The sequence below is a fragment of the Mycobacterium sp. NGS24 genome (assembly GCF_059813065.1).
The window spans coordinates 234,500-256,535 of sequence record NZ_JCALDW010000005.1; the positions used below are offsets into that span (position 1 = coordinate 234,500).

Here is a 22,036-nt window from a genome sequence, read left to right on the forward strand (position 1 = left end):
CTCGGGCAGGAAGAATCACCAACGACATGGCATCGAACAGGCGCCGGCGGCATACGCCGGATCAGATCATCCGCAAGCTCGCCGAGGGCAACAAGCTGCTCGGGACCGGCCAGGAACTCGGTGAGGTGTGCCGGCACCTGGAGGTCGCGGAATCGACGTGGCATCGCTGGGTGGCGCAGTACGGCGGTATGAAGGCCAACGACGCGAAACGGCTCAAGGAACTTGAAGCCGAGAACGCCCGCCTGAAGAAGCTGGTCGCAAACCAGGCCCTCGACATCGACATGCTCAAGGAGATCTCGTCGGGAAACTTCTGACCCCGAACCGCAAACGCAATGCCGTTGCGGCGCTGCGTGAGCGGTTCGGGGTGTCCGAGCGCCGCGCCTGTGCGGTCGTCGGGTTGCACCGCTCCACGATGCGCCTGACACCGGCACCGGTCACCACCGAGGAGGCCGAGCTGCGGGCCTGGCTGCGCAAATTCTCTACCGACCGCCCTCGCTGGGGATGGCGACGGGCGGCGAAGATGGCCCGCCGAGCCGGCTGGAAGGCCAACAACAAACGCATCCGCCGGCTGTGGCGTGAGGAGGGCCTTCGGGTGCCGCAGCGGCGCCGCAAGAAGCGCCTGACCGGGGTCGGTGTCGTCGTGGGTGCGATGTCCCCGATCCGCCCGAACGTGATCTGGGCGATGGACTTTCCGTTCGACACCACCGCTGATGGGCGCACACTGAAGATTCTCAACGTCATCGACGAGTTCACCCGCGCAGCACTCACGATCGAAGTCGATCGATCCATCGACGCCGACGGAGTGGTCGCTGTGCTGGACCGCTTGGCGCTCGTCCACGGGGCGCCGCATTACGTGCGTTTCGACAACGGCCCCGAGTTCGTGGCGTACGCCGTGGCTGATTGGTGCCGATTCAACAGTGCCGGTTCACTTTTCATCGATCCGGGCTCGCCGTGGCAGAACGCCTGAATCGAATCGTTCAACGGACAACTACGCGACGAGCTGCTCAACGCGTGGCGGTTCGATTCGCCGCTGGAAGCCCGGGTAATCATCGAGGACTAGCGCTGCGATTACAACGCCAATCGGCCCCATTCCGCCCATGGCGAACTCACCCCAGCCGAGCTTGCCCTACAGTGGGCCACGACCCACCAACCCCAAGTCGCATAGCGACTGGACCACCAAACGGGTCCCCCTCACAAGCGCGGACCGTCCGGTGAGCAGGTAGTTGAGCTGAATATCCCGCACGCAGTACCAGACATCGCCGAGTTCGTGCAAAAAGCGGAGCTGCGGCATTCCAATGAAGTTATTGCCATGGTGTTCAAGGGTTGACGGAGGCTGAACGCCTGGCGAGGGCCCGGGTGGCCTACCGCGAGGGTATTCGCTGGCGGGGCACCTCGTCGAGGCCGCTAGCGGCTAGCGTTGACGTCATCGCTGCCACGACCTTCTCTGCTGGCCAGTCATCGGGCGCTGAGATGAGCGTGCCACCTGCTAATTCGGTGGCGGTCAGTCCTTGCTCCAGCTGACTGATTGTTCCGACTTGTGCGTCGAACCAGGTTCGGTAGCCGACGGGGATCTTCCAGCCGCCACGTCTGGCCGTGCGGTTCACGAGCAGGTCGGACAGACTGAGGGCCAACGGGTTCCACGTCTCGGCAACCGCTGCGCAGACCGTGTCACCAACGATCGAGGTGACGCCGCCGAACATCAGCTCACGGATGTCAATGGAGACGGTGTGTAGAGGGACCCGTCGGCCTCTCGATTTAGCACCGGCAGAGATGTGCACGTGCAGCAGCAGTCGCTGGTTAGTGCCCGATACGGTGAAGCGATAGCCACTTTCCGGTTCCGGGCCGCCGAATGTGCCTACCGTTACGTGCTTAATCACTATCTCTGCCAACGCTTCTAGCGTTCCCGCCCATAGCTCGCCCTGGGGTGTTTCCCACCCAGGTATGTCAAGCGTCGATCCGAGTGCGATCAGTAACTTGTTGGTATGGCTGGCGATCCATTCTGATGACTCCCGGGCGGTAACCCAGACTGCCCTCAGTGTGGCACCGGGGGCCCAGGCGGGCCGCACCTGAGATGCGGGGGGCATAGCTTCGGAGTGTAAATGACGACCACGTCATACAGTTCTCGAAGATCGAACAATTGCCGAAGGGCCGCTGCGCAGTTCGCCAAGAAACCCGAAGATTGTTTCGCCGATTCTGGGACTTGCCATAGAGTTCACGACGCCGGACGTTGCCAACCGTGGGACGTCCCCGACAGCACTAACGCAAGAGGCCCCTCAATGACTGAATCGGCGCCCCAGAGGCGATCGCAGGTACTGCTGGCGCTGGCCGCCGCGATGGTGTTCGGGTTACTGGTCGGAAGTGTGGCCTTCTGGCGACCATGGACTGACCACCATGACGTGAAGGCCCGTCCAAGCGTCGCGTCGACTGTTCCTGCGGCCGCGTCGACGGCGCCGACGCTGAGTTCCCTGCGCGCAGCGCCCCCTAGAACAGAGGGGCAGCAGGGTGATTGGCGCGAACACCACACCTGGGTGTGTGACACAGCGACGGGAGAGGTCTGCGGCAACTGGAGTCCTGAAGCAGTCACGTTCGCCTGCAAAGCAGTTGCGAGCGGGGCCGACTACACCGCAGGGCTGAAGAATATGCTGATGAGCCGCTACGGGATGAGCGAAATGGACGCCTTTTTCCTCGGCAAGGAGGCGATGTACAGCGTCAGCAGTGGCGGCCACATCAGCACCGGAGGCAATGCCGACGGCCCACATCCGTTGTGCAACGGCATCGTTCCCTGACAGGTCAAATTCGTTGGTCCGCCCCCGGGAGCCGAGCAATCGGTCACTACCACGACGGCATCGCCACGTGTCGCGAACGACGCGGCAACCCGATATGCGTTGTCAGAGAAAGCGACTCAAGCCGCTGATGCACCAGCGTGCGGTTCGTACCTGCTGCTAACCCATCGTCAGGATCGCGATCACGGCGACCGCGATCACCGTCGTGAGCGCTATCAAGATCACCGTGATCGACGCGCGCAAGATCTCTTCTTCGTCGACTTGCCAACGCGCCCGTGTCTCGGCGGTTTCCCTTCCGCCGGCGAAAGCGTTGAGTCTGGCGACCGCCAAGGCGACATCGTCGGGTACGTGTGCTGCATGACCTGCGACTGGATCAGCGAATGCGGTACTCATGTCAGCCCCCTAGGCCCTACACGTGGCGATCGGCGTTGGTTGAGGTGAAAAACCGGATCTCTCGTTAAACCACGATAGGAACGCGCAATCACAATTGCGGTAACGATCATTAACGGTCACAGCACAGTTGCGCCATCAACAGTCGCCGGTGGTCCGCTGCAGAGGCTGCACCCGGACAGTGGTCCTCAGCGGGCTTCGTAAGCGCTGCACCGACGCCGGGACGTTCATCCAATGGGTGTATGACCATGTGCTCGTTACAGGGCCAACGACGAGCGAAAGGTTGACTGTTCCCCGGCGATGGTCATACATTGCAGGCATAAACGTCTGTACCTGATCCCGTCTGGGCAGCCCACGGAAGTTGAGACTCATGAACGCGCACCGCCCCACGCCCAACGTCTTCGACGCCGGTCTCCCGCGGTTCGACTACAGCCTCACCGCGACTCCGCACGACATTCTCGAGGATGTCCGAGCGGCGCAGTCGCGTGCTCCGATCGCGATCGGCCCCCTCGGCCCAGAAATTCTGTCCTACGATCTCGCCCGGGAAATATTGCGCGACAACAGATTCCGCCTGCCACCGGGTATCACGTTGGCGGCCCAGGGCATCACGTCGGGCCCGTTGTACGACAAGATGGCGAACAGCCTGCTCGGCCTCAACGGCCCACCGCATGTGCGGTTGCGCAAGCTGGTCGCCAAGGCGTTCACGCCGCGCGCGACATCGCGTCTGCAGGACACGATCCACGAAGTCGTGAACGGGCTCATCGACCAGGTGATGGACGCCGGACGCTGCGACGTCGTGACCGACATTGCGTATCGGTACCCCACTCCGATCATGTGTGCGCTGCTCGGCGCCCCACGCGAGGACTGGCAGTTGTTCGCGGACTGGACCGAGGAGGTCTTCAAAGCCCTCAACTTCCAGCCCGATGCCAACTTCGACGAGTCCGCGATCATGCGCGCCTGGAGCGAACTGGACGCCTACGTCGACGACATGGTGGCCACCCGCCGAAACAACCTCACCGAGGACCTGCTCTCCGAACTCATCCGAGCCGAAAGCGACGGCGACCGGCTCAACCTCGACGAGCTCCGCATGCTGGTGTCCGGCTTCCTGATGGCGGGAACGGACACGACACGAAACCAGCTGGCGGCGTCGGTCCAGGTGCTCTGCGAACATCCCGACCAGTGGGCGAAGCTGCGCGATCACCCGGAACTTGCCATGCAGGCGGTCGAAGAGAGCATGCGCCACTCTCCGGCGGCCTGCATCGTGCCCCGAGCCGCCGTTGACGATGTCGAGTTCGCCGGCTACCTGTTCCCGGCCGGAACCTTCGTACTCGCCAATACCTTTGCAGCCAACCGGGATCCAGCGATCTACGCCGATGCCGACCGCTTCGACATCACACGCAAGGACGTTCCCGCCATCCTGACCTTCGGCGGCGGCGCGCACTACTGCCTCGGGGCCAACCTCGCACGCCGGGAACTGGCCGAAGCGCTCATCGTCCTCACCCGTCGGCTGCCCGCCCCCCATCGCGCCGGTCCGGCGCCGTGGAAATCCGTGCTCGGGATGACCGGTCCGACGACCCTTCCGATCGAGTTCACCAGCGACAGGCTGGTAGCCGCCGATGCGTAGTCGGGGCTGGGCGGGTTCGACCCCGTCGTCGGACGACGAGGCGATCTCGCGAATTCTGACGGCGGTCGACGCCGAGGTTACCGAGCACGGACCGGGGATACGCCTTGCCGACGTCGCCCGCAGGCTCGGAGTCACCCGCCAGACCGTGTACCGCTACTTTCCCAACGCCGACGCGCTGCTCATCGCCAGCTCGATGCGTGCGGTCAACGGCTTCATCGACCAGGTGGTAGCACACGCCCGCGGAATCGAGGACCCGGCCACCGCTGTTGTGGAGTGCGTCTCGTTCGGAGTGGAGAATCTCTCCGGTGATCCGCAGCTGGAGACCCTGCTGACCCGGAAACACGAGGGGGAGGCCGTCACTTCGCTGACCTCCGACACGGCGATCGCCTTCTGCTTGTCGGTGTTCGACCGCCTCGACGTCGACTGGAAGCTGCACGGCTTCGACGCCGCCGCACGCGGTGAACTGGCCGAAATGACGTTGCGCACAGTGCAATCCCTGCTGATCGACCCCAGGCAGGGGCGGTCGGAAGCCGCCTCCCTCCGCAGCTTCGTCGCGCGGTGGCTTGGTCCGGCGATCCTGTATCCGCGCATGGCGTCGCTGACGCGCTACGAACAACACGCATCGCCGCGCCCGCCCCTCCCGGTATAGGGCTGACGCAACCTCCGACCGACGTCGGAGCGTTTGGTCGGCCCGCCGCCGGGTAGCCCGGCTGCATGACAGCACAGCTGGCCCTGGTGACCGGCGCCTCCAGCGGCATCGGCCGCGAGCTGGCGAAGCTCCTCGCCCGCGACGGGTACGACCTCGTTCTGGCTGCTGACGACGACGGGATTCACGACACCGCCGCAGAGTTGAGCGACAAGGGCGTCGACGTGCGGGCGGTCCGCGTCGATCTCCGCCAACCGGACGAAGTCGAACAGCTGTACCGCGACGCGACCGAAGACGGCCGTCACCTTGATGTTGTTGCGCTCAACGCCGGCACCGGCGACTCCGGACCTTTCGTCGACACCGACCTGAGCCGGGACATGAACGTGATCGACCTCAACGTCCGCTCGACGGTCCAGCTGGCCAAGCTGGCGCTGCGCGGGATGGCCGCGCGCGGCGCAGGCAAGATGCTGCTCACCTCGTCGGTGGTGGCGATGATGCCCGGATCGCATCAGACGATGTACAACGCGTCGAAGTCGTTCATCCAGTCCTTCGCCGAAGCGCTGCACGACGAGTTCCGCAACACCGGCGTGACGGTGACCGCGCTGATGCCGGGGCCCACCGACACGAATTTTTTCCGCAGGGTGGGAATGCTCGACACCGTGCTCGGGCGGTTCATCCCGAAAGACGATCCGGCCCGCGTCGCCGAGCAGGGTTACCGGGCGCTGATGGCGGGCAAGCAGAAGGTCGTGGCGGCATCTCTGTCGTCGAAGGCTATGGGCGCAGCCGGTATGGTGCTGCCCGATTCGTGGAAGGCGGCAGCCAACCGGCTGATCGTCAGCCCTCTCGGAGGACATTGAAGGAGTGATCGGTCGATGAAAGAACCTGCCGAAATTGACAGCGCGCTCACCGTACGGCGCGAGACCACTGCGTCGCGCCGCCAGGTGTGGGACGTGATGGCCGACGGATGGACGTATTCGCAGTGGGTCGTGGGCAACAGCCGGATGCGTGCCGTCGACCCGAACTGGCCTTCGCCGGGCAGCCTCATTCACCACACCATCGGGGTGTGGCCGGTGGCGTTGAACGACGAGACCGAAGTCGAAGTCTGCGTACCGGTCACCGAACTCGTGCTGTTGGCCAAGGGGCGCCCCTTCGGTGGCGCGCGAATCACGTTGCGCCTGTCCGACACCGACAGCGGCGGTTGTCTGATCGAGATGGCCGAGGTGCCGCTGGGCGGTCCGCTGCGGCTGATCCCGCGGCGGCTGGCCCTGGCCGCCGCGTGGCCGCGCAACCGCGAGTGCCTGGCGCGATTGTCCGCGCTTGCCGAACGACGTTCTGAGCCTGAGCAAGGTCAATGACCGTCGCGGACGCCGTGGTGATCGGCGCCGGGCACAACGGATTGGTGGCTGCCGCGGTCCTGGCCGACGCGGGCTGGGACGTGGTGGTGCTGGAGGCTCAGCAGGAGCCGGGCGGCGCGGTCAAGAGCGCCGAATTGTTCCCGGGTTATGTCAGCGATCTGTACAGCGCCTTTTATCCGCTGTCGGTTGCCTCGCCGGGGCTGCGTGACCTCAATCTGGAGGACCACGGGTTGCGGTGGTCACACGCCCCAGCCGTGGTTGGCCATCCGAGCTCGGCAGCCGACGACGACGCGCCCCTGATCTATCGCGATATCGACCGCACCGCTGCCGAACTCGACCGCCGTACCCCCGGGGATGGCGCCCGATGGTGTGAACTCTTCGCCCAGTGGCAGCGCATCAAGGAACCGTTCCTGGGCGCGCTGCTGGCGCCGTTTCCCCCGGTTCGTCCGGCGGTGGGGTTGCTGCGCACCCTGGGGACGGCGGAGGCGCTGCAATTCGTTCATCAGCTGCTGCTGCCTGCCGGCGTCCTGGTGGAGCAGTTGTTCGAGGGAGAGGCCGCACGACTGTTGTTTCTGGGCAACGCCATGCACGCCGATGTGCCCATCGACGCCTCGGCCAGCGGCCTGATGGGCTACATGCTGGTGATGCTGGCCCAGGACGGCGGGTATCCGGTGCCCGTCGGGGGAGCGGGTCAGCTGACCGCCGCGCTCGTCGCACGCGCGTGTGCTGCCGGGGCCCAGATCCGTTGTGGACGAACGGTTGACGCCATCGAGGTGCGGGGCGGTCGCGCGACAGCGGTGCGCTGTACCGACGGCAGTACGGTGCGCTCGCGGCGCGCGGTGATCGCCGATACGTCCGCCCCGATGCTGTTCGACGAGCTGCTGCCCGAAGACTCGGTACCGAGCGCGGTGGCAGCGGCGATGTCGCGGTTCGTCTGGGACACACCGGTGCTGAAAGTCAACTATGCCCTCGACGCGCCGATCCCGTGGCGATCGAAGAGCCTCAACGAGGCGGGCACCGTGCACGTCGGGGCGGATCGCGACGGTCTCGTTCGATGGATGGCCGATCTGAACACCAGGACGGTGCCGCGGAATCCGTTCATGCTGTTCGGTCAGATGACCACGTCCGATCCGAGTCGGTCACCGGCCGGGACCGAAAGCGCTTGGGCCTACACGCATCTACCGCGTGCCCGCGCCGATGACGCATCCGCCGACCAGCTGGCCGAATCCGTGGACCGCGTTCTCGAAGAGTATGCGCCGGGTTTCGCCGCCCGCGTGGTCGGTAAGACCGTTCAACGTCCGTCCGACCTGGAAGCCGGCGATGCGAACCTGCACACCGGCGCTGTCAACGGTGGTACCTCACAATTGTTCCAGCAGTTGGTGTTTCGTCCCGCACCCGGATTCGGCGGGCCGCACACGCCGGTGCAGAACGTATTCCTGGGCAGTGCCGGCACGCACCCGGGTGGCGGCGTGCACGGGATGTGCGGCTACAACGCGGCCAAGGCCGCCCTGGCCGGCGACGGCGCGCTGAACTGGCCGCGGCGCCGGCTCAAACAGGCGGCCCTGGCGTTGCTGACCCGCTGATTGCCTGGCCCCCAACACTTATCGGCCCGGCGGAGCCACGCGGTAGACGGCGCCGGCGGCGTCGTCGGTGACGTACACTGCGCCGTCCGGTCCGACTACCGCGGCCACCGGGCGGCCCCACCGCGATCCGTCGCCGCTCTGGAAGCCCCCGACCAGCGTCTGTTGATTGCCGAGAGTGCCGTTGTGCCAAGGGAAGAATGACACCTCCGGCGCTCGCGGCGGCTGCCGGTTCCACGAACCGTGGATACCGACCAGCGCGCCGTCGGCATATGGTTGCGGCAGCACGCCGGCGGTGAAGGCCAGACCCAGCGGAGCCGAGTGCGCGCCCATGCTCTGCTCGACCGGAGGCAGTGCGGCGCAGTCCAATCGGGATCCGTCTGTATTAGTCGTCAAGTCACGGATGAACGGCACGTTGGCCGGGCCGCCGTCGGGATTGCAGAACGGCCAGCCCAACTCGCGGCCCGACGTCAGGCGGGCCAGCGACTCAGGCGGATGGTCGTTGACGTACCCGGCGTCGACATGGCCCGCCGGGTCGGGTGCATTGTCGCGGTTGTTGACCGCCGTCCAGACGGCACCGTCCGGGGCGACGGCCAGGCCGGTTCCGTTGCGCACGCCGGTCGCGAACGGCTGTGCCGGGCCGCCGCCGGGCGCAACGCGCATGATCGTCGCCCTGGGCGGGGTGGCCGCGCGATCCTGCGGTGAGATGTTGGCGGTCGAGCCGATCGAGAAGTAGACCGCACCGTCGGGTCCCACGGCCACGCTCTTCAACGCATGCGCGTAGGCCCCCTGCAAATCGGGGCTGCGCGCGTCGGGAAGGCCGCCCGCGACGACCCGGGCGTGGACTGCCCGCCCGTCGACATAGTCGTAGACAGCGATCCGGTCGCTCTCGGCGACATACAACGCCGAGCCGGCGAACGCCATGCCGTGCGGCTGGTGCAGCCCATCCAAGAACGTCGATTGGTGCGGCGCCGCCCCGGGTTTCGGGGTCAGCTTGACGATCTGCCCGCTCGCCGGAACCGACACCAGCAGCGCGCCGTCCGGAGTCCAGGTCTCCAGCCGCGCCTTCGGTACCCGCGCCCACACCGACATCGTCCAGCCGTCGGGAACCAGCGCCTGGCGCGGTTGGTCCAGCGGTGCCTGCGCCAGCGCGGCGGGCACGCCCACCGGTGTGGACACCAGCGTGCCGGCAGCCGCAGCAGGGGGCGCAGACCCGACAGCAGGATGCGGAGGATCAGCCGAACACCCTGCCGACAGCAGCACCGCGAACAGGACCCGCCCGAACGGCCCGAGTCGGCTGCCGGCCGGTTGCTGGTGCGTGCCGATCATCACGTCGGCACGCATACCCGAGGGTGTGGTGCTCAACCCGAACTGCGGAGAGCGAGGCGACTCACGTGTGAACACCAGGCGCCCGGGTATAAATGCGAGCGTATGACTACAGCACGGACGCAACCGGATCAACGCGAAATCGACAGCATCCGGCCGATCGTCGATGCCGTCTCACAGGCGTTCGACGCCAAAATCGTCGGGCAGCGCAACCTGCGGGAATCGCTGCTGATCGGCCTGCTCGCCGGTGGCCACATCCTGCTGGAGAGCGTGCCCGGCCTGGCCAAGACCACCGCCGCCAAGGTGCTCGCCGATTCGGTCCAAGGGCGGTTCCGGCGCATCCAGTGCACCCCTGACCTGTTGCCGAGCGACATCATCGGCACCCAGATCTACGATTCGTCGACCAGTTCGTTCGTCACCCAACTGGGTCCGGTGCACGCCAACTTCCTGCTGCTCGACGAGATCAACCGGTCGAGCGCGAAGACCCAGAGCGCGATGCTGGAGGCGATGGAGGAGCGGCAGACCACGATCGGCGGGCAGGTGCACCCCATCAGCGAGCCGTTCCTGGTGATCGCCACCCAGAATCCCGTCGACCAGGAGGGCACCTATCCGCTGTCCGAGGCGCAGACCGACCGGTTTCTGCTCAAAGAGATCGTGCGCTACCCGTCTCCGGAGGAAGAGGTGGAGATGATGGCGCGGATCGACGGCGGTCTCTACGATAAGCGGCGGCCCGCCCAGCCGGTGGTCAATCTGGAGGATGTGCTGCGCCTGCAGGACGTGGTGCGCCGCGTGCACATGGACCGTGCGCTGATGCTCTACGCCAGCCAGCTGGTGGATGTCACCCGTCACCCGGCGCAGACGCTGCCCAAGCAGATCGCGCGCCTCGTCGAGTACGGTGCCAGCCCGCGCGCCACCATCGCGTTCTGCAAGGCGGCGCGGGCGCGGGCGGTACTGGCCGGGCGGGCGCACGTGCTGCCCGAGGACATCGCCAAGCTCGCCCACCGGGTGTTGCGGCACCGGCTCATCCTCGGCTTCGAAGCGGCCAGCAACAACGTCACTGCCGAGTCCGTGATCGACGCCGCGATGCGGACCGTCCGGGTCCCCTGAGCTGCCGGCGGTTCATCGTGGGCAAGCATCTCAACCAGGCCAAGGCGCACTTCGGCACAGACACCCGCGGCCTACTCGAAGGCGGCCGCTACACCCTGTTGCACACGCGCAGCATGGAATTCGACGACCTGCGCCCGTATGTCCCCGGCGACGACGTCCGGGACATCGACTGGAAAGCCTCGGCACGTTCGGGCAGCGTGCTGATCAAACGGTTCGTCTCGGAGAAACACCATAAGATCCTGCTCGTCGCCGACGCCGGCCGCAACATGACCGCACTCGCTCCGAGTGGGGAGTACAAGCGCGACGTGGCCGCGCACACCATGGGTGCGGTGGGACTGATCGGCCTGCGTCGCTCCGATCAGATCGGCATGGTCTACGGCGACCGGCGCGGCTCGGTGAACATCCCCCAGCGGCGCGGCGAGCCGCACATCGAAGGACTGCTGCACCGGTGGTATCAGCACACCATGACCGACCCCGGCGCCAGCCGCATCACCGCCCAACTCGACTATGTCGCAACGCATTACCGACACAGCATGCTGGTCATCGTGGTGTCTGACGAACCCGAGGTCGACGATCAGCTCGATAGCCTGCTGGCCGAGCTGAGCGCGCGGCACGACATCATGTGGGCGATGGTGGCGGACATGCCCGCCGTCGGTCCGGACAACACCGACGGATTCGATGTCGCCACCGGACGATTCGTGCTGAACGGCGCCGACCTCGGCCCGCGGGTGGTCGCCGCCTACCGCCGTGCCGAGCAAACTCGCCGGGACCGCCTCGATGCGTTCCTCACCGGTCACGCGATCGCGCACGCGACGATCGCCGGCAGCGACAACATCCGGCGCGAACTCGTCGCCCTGTCCGAGACGGCCGCCCGTGCCGGATGACCTGTTACGCCACGTCTTTGGCCCGCAGCCCTACTCATCGTGGTGGCTGTGCTGGGCCGTGTTGCTGATCCTGGCCGTAATAGGTTGGTATCTGGGCATCTTCGTGTGGACGCTGCCTGCGGAGCGGCTGCGGCGGATCCCGTTCGTGCGCGAGGTGCATGCGCGGCTGATCCGTCACCGGTTCGCCCGACGGGTGCGGGGCATCGGTGACAGGCACGTTGCCGGGCGGCTGCCCGCCGCGGCGGCATGTGCGGCGATCAGCCGGACCGTCCGCAGCTTCCTGCACCAAGCGACCGGCGACCGGGCCCAGTACCTGCACGTCGACGCCATCGCCGCCGGCGAGCTGGCACCGGCGGCGCCGTTGCTGATCCGGCTCGGTGATGCGCAGTTCAACGCCGAGTCCCAGATCGACGTCGCCGAGGTGAGCGCCCAGGCGCAACAGTTGATTCGCTCGTGGACGTGAGGTGGTGGCCGGTGGCCGCTGTCGGCCTGGCCGGTTTGATCGCCGCAGTGGTGCTGGCGGCGCTGCTGCCGATGACCGCTGCCCGCGGCCGGCTGCGTCCACTGGCCAACGTCGCACGACTGACCCGGCTGCCCGAGTACGCGAAGGTGGCCCGGCTGCGTTCGCTGTCGACCGTTCTGACGTTGCTGCTGCTGACCGTCATGTTCGGCGCCGCCACCTGGACATCGGCCCGTCCGACCGGAGCGGGACAGGGTTTCGACGCCGCTCATCCCGAGGACATCATGGTGTGTGTCGGCCAACCCGTCCCCGACGCGGCGACGGCCGAACTGCTCGATAACTTCGCCCGGCAGATCTCGACGTATCAGACTCAACGCATCGGACTGACCTCGATCAACCGTCGCCTGGTGCCGCTGACACGCGACTACGCCTACGCCGCCGAGCGGTTCGCGGAGTTCGCCCGCGCGCGTCAGGCGTCGTTCACGGCACCAGTGCCCTACATCGATTACGCCCCCAGTATGGAAGATGTTCTGGCGCTGTGTATCTCGGGCTTCCCGACGCTCGAGGAACGCGGCCTGCGGCGACGGTCGGTGATCTACCTCGGCCCCTCCGATCTGCGGGCCGCGGGCGAACCGCGCGCCGCCCTGTTCACCGCCGACGGGGTGCGCGGTCTGGTGGAGCGGGCGGGCATCCAGCTCAACGTGATCGACACGGCGCCGTCGCGCTCGAGCGGTTCGCTGCTCGCGCTCACCCAGCAGACCGGGGGCCGTTACCTCGTGCCGGGACCGGGCTCGGTGAGCGAGATTCCCAAGGTGCTCAACCAGATTCGGTCCAACACCCCGCCGGCGCGGCTGGCCGACGGCACGGTGGTGACCGGAGACTTTCCGGACGCACCGGTCGTGCCGCTGGTGATCGCCATGGTGTCGGCGGCCGCACTCTCGGTGGCGTTGTTGGTGTTGCGCCGATGACGTTTCAGCCGGTGCTGCCGTGGGCGATCCTCGCCGTCGTGATCGCGGCGCTCGTTCTGGCCCGCGCGGTGGCACTCCGGTTGGTGCTGAGCGTGAGCTATGGAACCCGTCGATCCGCAATGTTGCGCTGGAGCGCTGTGACGTTGGCCGTACTGCTGATCCTTGCGGCGACAACCCGCCCGGGAATCCGCGGCGAGGAGACGCACCGCGGTCCGGGCGCGGCCGGCGCGAATCTCAACGTGTTCCTGGTCGTCGACCGGTCCGTGGACTCCAGCGTCACAGGGATGCACAACGACATGGCGGCGCTGATCGATCAATATCCTGCGGCACGGTACGCGCTGATCACCTTCAGTTCCCGGGCCTCGCTCGATTGGCCACTGTCGCAGGATGTGTGGAGCCTGCGTCCGACGATCGCGGCGCTGGATTCCGTGCCGACACCGGACGGGCAGGGCGTAGCCGCCGGTGCGGCCCGAAATGTGCTGCGGTATCAGCTGTTGCAGGCGGCGCAGCAGTATCCCGGTTCCCGGAACGTGGTGTTGTATTTCGGTTCTGGCGGAACACCCGCGGCACAGGCCGACTTCGACCTCGCCCGCGGGTTGGTGGACGGCGGGCTGGTGTTGGGCTACGGCCGCAGCGCCGCGATCGACGAAACAAAGCTGCGGCAACTCGCTGCGCAGCTCGGCGTGCTGTATGAACACCGGGAACCCGGTCAGCCCTTCCGGCCCACCCTGCCGCAGACCGGCATCCGGCCGGCGGCCGTCGACCGGATCGAACTGTACTGGCTGCTGACGATGCTGGCAGCGGTGCTGCTGCTGGGCGAGATCTATCTATCGGTCCGCGACTTTCGGCGCAGCCGCATCGCCCGACGGGATGTGTCATGGTGAGGCCGGCCCGGCTGCGGCTGCGGCGACGGTTGCTGATCTGTTCGGCACCGCTGACCTTGCTGGCGCTGCTGATCGCCGTCAAGCTGATATCGGTTGTCGTGCTGGGTAATTCGGCTGTGTCGGATTACGCGAGCCGGAACGGGAATGCGGTGCGCACCGATGCGGAGGTGCTCGGCGTGGCCAACATCGTGGAACCGGCCAAGGCGCCGTTTGCCGCGGGCGCCGCCGCCGTGCTCGCCGGCCGTCTCGAGGACGCCGACCGCCACTTCAGCGCCGCCCTGTCCCGCGCCGATGCCGACGATTCCTGCCCGGTGCGGGTGAACCTCGAACTGGTCCGCGAGACGCAGGGTGATCGGGCCGCGGCGGCGGGGGACCGGGCCCGCGCCGAAGAACGCTATGCGAGCGCGTTGACCATCGTCGAAGGTGCGCCCCAGGGTTGCTTTGCCGGGAACAGCGACGTGAACCTGCAGCGGCAGGCCATCCGCCACGACGCTGCGAGCCGGCTGGCCGCGAAGCAGGCTGCATTGAACGCCCCGCCGCCGGCGGCACCGCCGCCACCGCCACCGCCGCCGCCGCTACTGCCCCTGCCGCCACCGCTCGCGCCCCTCGCGGTACCCGACAGTCGCGACACCCCGGCACGTCGGCTCAATCCGACCGAGGGAGATCCACTCAACAAGTTGCAGCAGGTGTTGCAGGACGCTGCGGGTGTCGCGTCCCCGTAGCCGCTGCTCGGGCTAGGGCCGCGAATTACGCACGCCCACAGCCAAACCCGCGAGCGTGAAGACTGTGGTGAGCACCGACGCGGCGCGTACCCAGCCGGCGTCTTTGCCGTCCCGGCCGGCCAGCAACCCCGACGCGGTGTCCAGGCCGTCGCACACGACTCCCATGCACAGCGCGGTATGTTGCGCCGGTCCGGTCACGGTCGCGGCGCCGATCACCATGTCGCGGGCGCCGAAAAGTCGGGTGACATACCGACTGTCGGTGCTGGCGCCTGCCCCGGTGATCTTGCCGTGTCTGGCGAAGGCCGTCGGCCAGAAGTAAGCGGCCGCGCCGCCGGCAGCCCGGCATACTCCGATCACGGCGATGATGGTCCGGGTAGACATCCTCACTCCTGTCCGGGTGGTGTGCGGTGGTTACGAACTCTGACGTACGAACCGGCGTGGTATCCGCCGTCGCACGGGGTGGTGAGCGCGCTCGCGTCGGCGGCGCGAACAGTGCGTCCGACGCAGCGGCACGGTCGTCGCCCGCCACGGCCAGCTGGACACGCCGGGTGCCGACAGCGGCACGGACGGCGACCAGGATCGGGATGGCGAGCACCATGGCCAGCGCCACCAGCGTGAGGAGCAGTTGCTCGCTGTGATCGGGAGTGCGCGATGCCGGGGTGGGCGTCGGCGGGGCCGGTGCCCGGCCAACCGGCGGGACCACCGGATCCAGGGCGGCCGCGGGCGCTGCGGGCGGAGCCGGCTTCTCGCTCATGGCCGCGATCACCGTCTGCGCGTAGAGGTCGGCGCCGGCACCCGGCTGCGGATGGACGTGGTCGGCGTAGAGCAGGTCTTCGTGTCCGCTGACGGCGCTCTGCCAGTCGATCAGGCGGACATTGGCGCGGTGCGCGAGCGCCACCTCGGTCAAGGTCCGATTGACCTCGTCGGTCCACGGTCTGTCCTGCAGATACAGGTTGACCAGGAACAGTTTCCGCTCCGGGCCGAGCTCGTCGACGATACCCTCGAGCAGGTCGCGCGGGAACGACCCGTTGCTGCCCAGACCCAGCAACACCACCGGGCGCAGCGCACCGCCGGCATCGAGCGCGCTGAGGATGCCGGGCGCCGCCTGCATGCTGCGGTTGGTCACCGCGTCGATCCGGATGCTGGGTAGCCGGTCGCGCAGCGCAAACGACGACGCCAGCATCACCGAGTCGCCCACCGCGCTGATCTGGTCGCCGGGCGGCGGCCCGACCGACTCAGTTGCCGCCGGGGACGCAGGTGGGGCGTCGACGACGGGCGCCGGCGGCTGCGCACCCGGCGCCGCAACAGCCGCTGCTTGTTGCGCGGCGAGCGCCTCGGCCAACTGCTTGTCGAGCCCCGTCAACGGCGGTGCAGGTGCGAACACCAGCGCACCCAGGACCAACACACCGCCCGCAGCCGTCGCACCTGCCACCCAGATTCTTCCCGTGCGGCCGCCGCGCACCGCGCACCAGCCAGCCTGCCACGCGCGGCGGTAGCCGAGCCGCAGGACAGGCTTCTCGATCCATCGGTACGAGGCCGCGGCGAGCAACACGGCAGCGGCGATCTCGACGCCGGCGACCAGCAGCGTCCGGCGCCCCAGCAGGCGATCACCCAGCACCAAAACCGGCCAGTGCCACAGGTACAGGCCGTAGGACCGGGCGCCGAGCCAGCACAGCGAGGGCCGCGACAGCAGCCGCTCGACGGAATTGCGGCCGAGGCCCAGGCCGCTGATGAGCAACGCGCAGGCCGCCGAGACGGCGAGGATGCCACCCCGATAGGTGGCGGACCCGTCCTCGTCCAGCAGCCAGTAGCCGATGGCGATCCCGGCCAGGCCCGCGCCGGCCAGCACGCTGCTGCCGAAAGACGAACCCACGCGCGCCGCGACGGCCGGCCACACCACGGCCAGCACCGCACCGCCGAAAAGGCCGGCGCTGTGGGTCGCGGTGCTGTAGTAGATCGGCGAGGGATCGGTGCCGGGTTGATAGAGCACGGCCATGGCCGCGGCAGCGGCGAGCGCACCGGCACCCGCGACGATCGCGACCGCGGTGTTGCGGCCCCACCAGCACAGCACCGCGATGACGAGCACGGGCCACACCAGGTAGAACTGCTCCTCCACCGCCAGCGACCACAGGTGCTGCAGCAACGAGGGTGGCCCGAATCTGGTGAAGTAGGACTGGTGTTCGCTGATCTGCACCCAGTTGCTGGTGAACGTCACCGCGCCCAGCACTTCGTTGCGCAGCGCATGCAACATCGTCCGGTCCACGAGAGCGGTGACCGCCACGGTCGCGAACAGCATCGGCAGCAGCGGCGACAAGATGCGCCGGGCCCGACGAATCCAGAACTGCCGCAAGCTGATCCGACCCGAGCCCGCGCGTTCGGCGATCAGTAGCCGGGTGATGAGGAATCCGCTGATCACGAAGAACACGTCGACGCCGAGGTAGCCGCCGGGCAGCCACGCCGGGTTCACGTGATACAGCACCACCGCGCTCACCGCGAGCGCGCGTATCCCGTCGATTCCCGGGAGTCTGCCCAGCCGAGCGCGTGTCGACGCGGGCGTGCAAGAACTGGCTCGCACCCCCGTCGAGCTCGTGATCGTTGCCAAAGTTGGTCGGCTCCCCGCTGCCGCTTACCAATCCGAAGTTGTCGTCGAGTCAGCTACGCTAACCGATCCAACGCGCCGGGGACAGACGATTTGTCGTGTGTCAGCTCGACGGTTCGATGTCCATCTCGGCCAGGACCCGACGTAGCAGCTTGCCGGTGGCATTGCGCGGTAGTTCGGTGACAAACACCACATCGCGCGGCACCTTGTGGCGCGCCAAATTGTCCTTCACGTACTGCTTGATCTCGGCGGCATCCTGGGCGGCACCGGGTTCGGAAACGATGTAGGCGCGCAACCGCTTTCCGAACTCCACGTCGTCGACACCGACTACCGCCACTTCGTCGACATCCGGGCGCTCCTCGAGCAGGTTCTCCACTTCCTGCGGGAAGACGTTCTCCCCGCCGGAGACGATCATGTCGTCGTCGCGGCCGTCGACGAACAGCAGGCCGTTCTCATCGAAGTGACCCATGTCACCGCTGGACATGAAGCCGTCCAGGATCTGCTTGTTGCGGCCGTCGGTGTAGCCGGAGAACGGCGCCCCGTTACGGACGAAAATCCGGCCGCGACGGTTCGCGCCCTCGAGACGTCGGTCGTGCTCGTCGTACAGGACCACCTCGCAGGTCAGCGGGGCCCGGCCGGCGGTGCCGGGCGCCTGGCGCAGTTCGGCGGGGGTGGCGACGCTCGCAATCGCGCACTCGGTCGACCCGTACATGTTGTAGAGGACGTCACCGAAGGTGTCCTGCACCCGGTTGGACAGTTCCGGACTCAGCGCCGATCCGGCAATCAGGATCACCTTCAACGACGAGGTGTCGTACTTGGCGATGACGTCGGGTGCGAGTTCGACGATCCGGTGCAGCATGGTCGGCACCGCCACCAGCATGTCGGCGCGGTGCTCGGCGATCAGTTTCAAGGTGGCTTCCGGCTTGAACCGCCGGGCGGTCACCACCTTGTTGCCCAGGGCGGCGCCCACGGTGTACGTGGCCCACCCGGTGCTGTGGAAGATCGGCGAGACGATCACCATGGTTCCCTTGCGGGGGAACGGGATCCGGTCGACGATCTGCGCGGTCGCCAGCGGCGACACGGTGTCGCGCGGCGCGCCCTTGGGGAGCCCGGTGGTGCCGCTGGTCAGGATGACCGACCCACCGGCTTTGCTCGGCGGAGGTAGCGGCTCGGTGGAGTTGGCCGCGACGATGTCGTCCAGCGTGTGCGCCCCCGCGGGCACTTCCGCGTCGTCGTCGACCCAGACCAGCACCCGCGGCAGGTCGGCGGGCAGCGCGTCGAGCAGGCCGAGGAACTCGCTGTCGTGCAGCACCACCTTGACGTTCTCACGCTTGCAGACCTCGGCGAACTGCGGTTTGGCGAACCCGGTGTTCATCAGCACGAGGCGGGCGCCGAGCTTGCCGCAGGCGGCCATCGCGATGACCAGTCCCCGATGGTCGCGGCACAGCAGCCCGACGACAGAGCCCGCGTTGACGCCGAAGGATTGCAGGCCGTGCGCCAGCGCCCAGGACTGGTCGTCGACCTGCCGGTAGGTCAGAGTGCCGCGCTCGTCGACGATCGCGGGCAACGCCGCATACCTGCGGCCGCCCAGGATCGTCATCGTGGCCTGCGGTCCGTAGACGCGGGTGAGCTTGCCGGCCTGCACCGTCGAATTGAGGTCCCGCAGGTCGATGATGCCGGTGTCGGCGAGGCGCTTGACCGCGCGTCCCGCTTCGGTGATGTGCTGCAGCTTCTGCTGAATGCCGTTCAATGCACTGGCCATCGGGGCTCCTCGACGTCGAGTTTGCGTGGTCACGGTAGCAGTCGTCGTCGCGTGCAGTGCCGCCCCCGCCGCCACGGCATCCGGCCCAGCCATACACTGACCCCTCGTGGGCATGCTTTTTGGCTTTGCGCCGTGGATCGTCTACTGGATCCTGGTCGGTAACGTCCCATTCATCACCGCCGTGTCGGTCGCGCTGCTGATGGCGGTCGCGGTGTTCGCGGTCGGGCGGGCCTCCGGCAAATCCGGGCAGACGCTCGAAATCGGTGCTGTCACAATCTTTGTGGCGCTCACGGTGTTGACCCTGGCGGTCAGCGACGCGTTCATGACGCGCTGGATCCAGCCGCTGAGCAACGCCGGGATCTTCCTGGTGGCGCTGACCGGTGTGCTGATCGGGAAACCGTTCGTGCGCGAGTTCGCCGCCGCCGAGCAGCCCCCCGACGTCGTCAACACCGAGCTGTTCCGGCGCATCACCGGCATCCTGACCTGGGTCTGGGTCGCTGCCTTCGCCGGCATGACGGTGTCATCGGCGATCCCGCCGATCGTGGAGGGTGACGCGACGATCCTGGAGACCAGGAAACCGCTGTCGTTCGTCTTCTACTGGGTGATCCCGTTCTCGCTGCTGGGTGTGGCCGCCTTGATCTCGCGCTTCCTGCCGGAACGGATGCTCGCCGGGATCGACGACGTCGCCCGGGAGACGTCGTTCGTGGCGTATGACGAAGCCACCATCGACGAGCTCTACTTCCTGGCCCAGGAGCACGCCAACCGGGAGGTCGGTCCGGGTAAGGAGGCCTACGCCGTCAAGGTCGGCGGCATGGGCACCCCGCTGACCGGCGACGAATCCCGAAAGTCGTGGCCCTCGACCTACAAGGTGCGGGACAAGAGGGGCTAGCGGCGCCGGCCTGCGTACACCGCGGCGTCAACTTGGCTTGCTATGCACAGCGAATGGCAGACAGCGTGAGAACGTCGATCGTGCTCGCGACGGTGCTGGCCACCGTCGTGGCCTGTTCCTCGCATGGGTCACCGTCGACCGCAAAATCCGAATTCCGCACGGCCGCGGGACAGCCGCTGACCATCGCACCGGGCCGCATGCTGGCGGCTACCGGCGGCGCCACGCCCGTCGCGTTCGGTAAACCCGCCCACGGCAAGATCAGCTACGGCGACAACGGGAGCATGGTGTACGCGCCGGATCGCGGCTTCACCGGGACCGACCACCTCGATGTCACCGTCAGCCGCGCGGTGCAGGTCTACGCCGAAGATCAACTGCCGCTGGCCACGATGGGCGGCGTGACGATCAAGGCCAGTGCGCACGGGTCCAGCATCGCCGCGGTGCCGGGCAGCGCCGACGAGATCTACGGACTCACCGACCGCGGACCCAACGTCGACGGGCGTGGCCCCGGCGAGAAGGTGTTGCCGCTGCCCGACTATCACCCCCAGATCGTCAGGCTCAAGCTTTCCGCCGGCGTCGCGACGGTCCAGCGGACCATCCCGCTGCAGGCCTCGGACGGTGTCCCGCTGGTGGGGCTGATCGACCCGCACGCGAGCACCGGCGAGTCGCTGGTGGACCTCGACGGAGTGCCACTGCCGCCGTCGGACTACGGCGTGGATCCCGAAGGGTTGGCCGTCACCCGCGACGGCACCTTCTGGGTGTCCGAGGAATACGGCCCCTACATCATTCATTTCGACGCCAACGGCAAAGAGCTGGAACGTCTTTCGCCGTCCGACGACACCCTGCCGCGGGAGCTGTCCCTGCGCACGCCGAATCAGGGGCTCGAGGGGCTCACCCTCACCCCGGACGGCAACACGTTGGTGGGGGTCATGCAGTCGGCGATCCAGACACCGGGGCTGTCGGGTTCGGCCAGGGACGTCCCGGTGACCCGCATCGTGACGGTCAACCTCGTCGACCGCAGCATCGTGCACGAGTATCTGTATCCGCTGGCCAATCCGCGGGAGTCGAAGGTCGGGGTGTCGGAGATCACCGCGCTGAGCGCCACCACCTTCCTGATCGACGAAGGTGACTCCAAACCCGCCCCGAAAGCCAGCAAAAAGATCTATTTCGTCGACGTGGCCACCGCCACCGACGTCGGGCCCCGCGCCACGGTGCCCGGCGCCGCGTACGAGGCCGACGCGGGCGGCTTGTTGATCGACCGGGTGCCGATCGAGACCCTGATCGGTGCCGGCACCGACACCGACGCCGTCGCCAAACTCAAGTCCGTCGGAATCGCCGTTGCCACAAAGACTCTCAAGCTCGATCTCGGTGCGCTGGTGCGCTCGCTGTCCGGTGACGGTGACTTCTTCGGTCACAGCAAGGTCGAAGGCCTGTTCACCCGCGACGGGGGGAACACGTTGGTCATCGCCAACGACAGCGACTTCGGGTTGGCCGGCATCGCCTCGGACGCTCCGCCGTTTCGGCTCAAACCCAAGGTGTTGCCCAACGGCACCCAGGACAGCGGCGAATTCCTGATCGTCGACACCACCAAGCCGACGGCCACGACGGAGACGGTGCAGGTCTCGTTCCGGGTCGGTTGAACCGCCGCAGGCCTCTGGCGCCGTGGCAAGCCGGCACCGAAGCGGAACCACCCGACGCAGTCGGGTGCGCCCGGGCGGGCGACAACACGGCCACCGGCGCTGTGATATGCGCCTCTTTTTGCTGACGCTTAAATAAGAATATTCTTATTTAACGGTTACCACACATAATGGTAAAAACTTAGCCGCTGCGCGTAAAACCGTGCGTGAACACGGCAAAACGATTTGCTGAGCAGCGAATTTCCGAGTCGGCGAATTTGCGAACCTGAGGGCAAGCTGAGTGCGCGACGTGACGTGGGTAACACCAATAGTTTTACATTCTATTTACCCGGAATTATGCGACTAAAATTGTCGGTTAAACGCACGGAATGGCTGTGGTGCGTGTGAGCCGGTTACCAATGTCGTGCAACGTCGCGCGGGGTA

At 67.1% G+C, this 22,036-nt stretch carries 19 protein-coding genes and 1 pseudogene; 15 read left to right on the top strand and 5 right to left on the bottom strand.

Going from position 1 to position 22,036, the window contains the following annotated elements; translation table 11 throughout:
• The first annotated feature begins 26 nt into the window (after positions 1–26).
• Positions 27–1,165, top strand: a pseudogene (locus AC5Y6Y_RS10125) (IS3 family transposase).
• Positions 1,166–1,361: 196 nt separating this feature from the next.
• On the opposite strand, the gene AC5Y6Y_RS10130 reads toward AC5Y6Y_RS10125, so the two are convergent.
• Entirely contained in the window at positions 1,362–1,889 is a 528-nt protein-coding gene (locus tag AC5Y6Y_RS10130; RefSeq protein ID WP_463828775.1) for a hypothetical protein, read from the bottom strand.
• A 387-nt stretch (positions 1,890–2,276) separates the two neighbouring features.
• Here AC5Y6Y_RS10130 and AC5Y6Y_RS10135 point away from each other — a divergent pair, with 387 nt between their 5' ends.
• A complete protein-coding gene (locus AC5Y6Y_RS10135; RefSeq protein WP_499929852.1) occupies positions 2,277–2,786 on the top strand; it encodes a hypothetical protein in 510 nt (169 codons plus the stop codon).
• A 156-nt stretch (positions 2,787–2,942) separates the two neighbouring features.
• On the opposite strand, the gene AC5Y6Y_RS10140 is transcribed toward AC5Y6Y_RS10135, so the two are convergent.
• Positions 2,943–3,176: a hypothetical protein gene (locus AC5Y6Y_RS10140; RefSeq protein ID WP_463828777.1), complete on the bottom strand. Its 234-nt coding sequence runs from the start codon at positions 3,174–3,176 to the stop codon at positions 2,943–2,945.
• A 367-nt stretch (positions 3,177–3,543) separates the two neighbouring features.
• Between AC5Y6Y_RS10140 and AC5Y6Y_RS10145 the strand changes: the two genes are divergently transcribed.
• The 5 genes from AC5Y6Y_RS10145 (at position 3,544) to AC5Y6Y_RS10165 (ending at position 8,381) form a co-directional block, all read left to right on the top strand.
• Positions 3,544–4,797, top strand: a complete 1,254-nt coding sequence (locus AC5Y6Y_RS10145; RefSeq protein ID WP_463828778.1) for a cytochrome P450 — start codon at positions 3,544–3,546, stop codon at positions 4,795–4,797.
• A complete protein-coding gene (locus tag AC5Y6Y_RS10150) occupies positions 4,790–5,446 on the top strand; it encodes a TetR/AcrR family transcriptional regulator (RefSeq protein ID WP_499929854.1) in 657 nt (218 codons plus the stop codon). The genes AC5Y6Y_RS10145 and AC5Y6Y_RS10150 overlap by 8 nt, the downstream gene beginning before the upstream one ends.
• Before the next feature lie 65 nt (positions 5,447–5,511).
• A complete protein-coding gene (locus AC5Y6Y_RS10155; RefSeq protein WP_499929856.1) occupies positions 5,512–6,300 on the top strand; it encodes an SDR family NAD(P)-dependent oxidoreductase in 789 nt (262 codons plus the stop codon).
• Positions 6,301–6,315: 15 nt separating this feature from the next.
• Complete coding sequence (locus AC5Y6Y_RS10160) at positions 6,316–6,798, top strand: SRPBCC family protein (protein WP_463828781.1); 483 nt, start codon at positions 6,316–6,318, stop codon at positions 6,796–6,798.
• Positions 6,795–8,381, top strand: a complete 1,587-nt coding sequence (locus AC5Y6Y_RS10165) for a phytoene desaturase family protein (protein WP_499929858.1) — start codon at positions 6,795–6,797, stop codon at positions 8,379–8,381. Before AC5Y6Y_RS10160 ends, AC5Y6Y_RS10165 begins: the two co-directional genes overlap by 4 nt.
• Before the next feature lie 18 nt (positions 8,382–8,399).
• Here AC5Y6Y_RS10165 and AC5Y6Y_RS10170 read toward each other — a convergent pair whose 3' ends face one another.
• On the bottom strand, positions 8,400–9,707 hold the full coding sequence (locus tag AC5Y6Y_RS10170) for a PQQ-dependent sugar dehydrogenase (RefSeq protein WP_499927680.1): 1,308 nt from the start codon (positions 9,705–9,707) through the stop codon (positions 8,400–8,402).
• A 102-nt stretch (positions 9,708–9,809) separates the two neighbouring features.
• On the opposite strand from AC5Y6Y_RS10170, the gene AC5Y6Y_RS10175 reads away from it, so the two are divergent.
• Genes AC5Y6Y_RS10175 through AC5Y6Y_RS10200 form a run of 6 tightly spaced genes read left to right on the top strand, consistent with a single transcriptional unit; the run spans position 9,810 to position 14,729 of the window.
• On the top strand, positions 9,810–10,811 hold the full coding sequence (locus tag AC5Y6Y_RS10175) for an AAA family ATPase (protein ID WP_499929860.1): 1,002 nt from the start codon (positions 9,810–9,812) through the stop codon (positions 10,809–10,811).
• A gap of 17 nt (positions 10,812–10,828) precedes the next feature.
• Positions 10,829–11,695 (top strand): DUF58 domain-containing protein, encoded by an 867-nt coding sequence (locus AC5Y6Y_RS10180; RefSeq protein ID WP_499929862.1) that lies wholly within the window; start codon positions 10,829–10,831, stop codon positions 11,693–11,695.
• Positions 11,685–12,158: a hypothetical protein gene (locus AC5Y6Y_RS10185; protein ID WP_499929864.1), complete on the top strand. Its 474-nt coding sequence runs from the start codon at positions 11,685–11,687 to the stop codon at positions 12,156–12,158. The genes AC5Y6Y_RS10180 and AC5Y6Y_RS10185 overlap by 11 nt, the downstream gene beginning before the upstream one ends.
• 11 nt (positions 12,159–12,169) lie before the next feature.
• On the top strand, positions 12,170–13,123 hold the full coding sequence (locus AC5Y6Y_RS10190) for a hypothetical protein (protein ID WP_463828786.1): 954 nt from the start codon (positions 12,170–12,172) through the stop codon (positions 13,121–13,123).
• On the top strand, positions 13,120–14,007 hold the full coding sequence (locus AC5Y6Y_RS10195) for a vWA domain-containing protein (protein WP_499929866.1): 888 nt from the start codon (positions 13,120–13,122) through the stop codon (positions 14,005–14,007). The genes AC5Y6Y_RS10190 and AC5Y6Y_RS10195 overlap by 4 nt, the downstream gene beginning before the upstream one ends.
• Positions 14,001–14,729, top strand: a complete 729-nt coding sequence (locus AC5Y6Y_RS10200; RefSeq protein ID WP_499929868.1) for a hypothetical protein — start codon at positions 14,001–14,003, stop codon at positions 14,727–14,729. Before AC5Y6Y_RS10195 ends, AC5Y6Y_RS10200 begins: the two co-directional genes overlap by 7 nt.
• A gap of 25 nt (positions 14,730–14,754) precedes the next feature.
• Here AC5Y6Y_RS10200 and AC5Y6Y_RS10205 read toward each other — a convergent pair whose 3' ends face one another.
• Together AC5Y6Y_RS10205 and AC5Y6Y_RS10210 are read right to left on the bottom strand one after the other, a co-directional pair.
• Positions 14,755–17,304, bottom strand: a complete 2,550-nt coding sequence (locus AC5Y6Y_RS10205) for an acyltransferase family protein (RefSeq protein ID WP_499929870.1) — start codon at positions 17,302–17,304, stop codon at positions 14,755–14,757.
• A gap of 127 nt (positions 17,305–17,431) precedes the next feature.
• Positions 17,432–19,090 (bottom strand): acyl-CoA synthetase, encoded by a 1,659-nt coding sequence (locus AC5Y6Y_RS10210; protein ID WP_463828790.1) that lies wholly within the window; start codon positions 19,088–19,090, stop codon positions 17,432–17,434.
• 106 nt (positions 19,091–19,196) lie between these two features.
• On the opposite strand from AC5Y6Y_RS10210, the gene AC5Y6Y_RS10215 reads away from it, so the two are divergent.
• A complete protein-coding gene (locus AC5Y6Y_RS10215; protein ID WP_499929872.1) occupies positions 19,197–19,979 on the top strand; it encodes a hypothetical protein in 783 nt (260 codons plus the stop codon).
• 53 nt (positions 19,980–20,032) lie between these two features.
• Entirely contained in the window at positions 20,033–21,616 is a 1,584-nt protein-coding gene (locus AC5Y6Y_RS10220) for an esterase-like activity of phytase family protein (RefSeq protein ID WP_499929874.1), read from the top strand.
• The last annotated feature ends 420 nt before the right edge of the window (positions 21,617–22,036 follow it).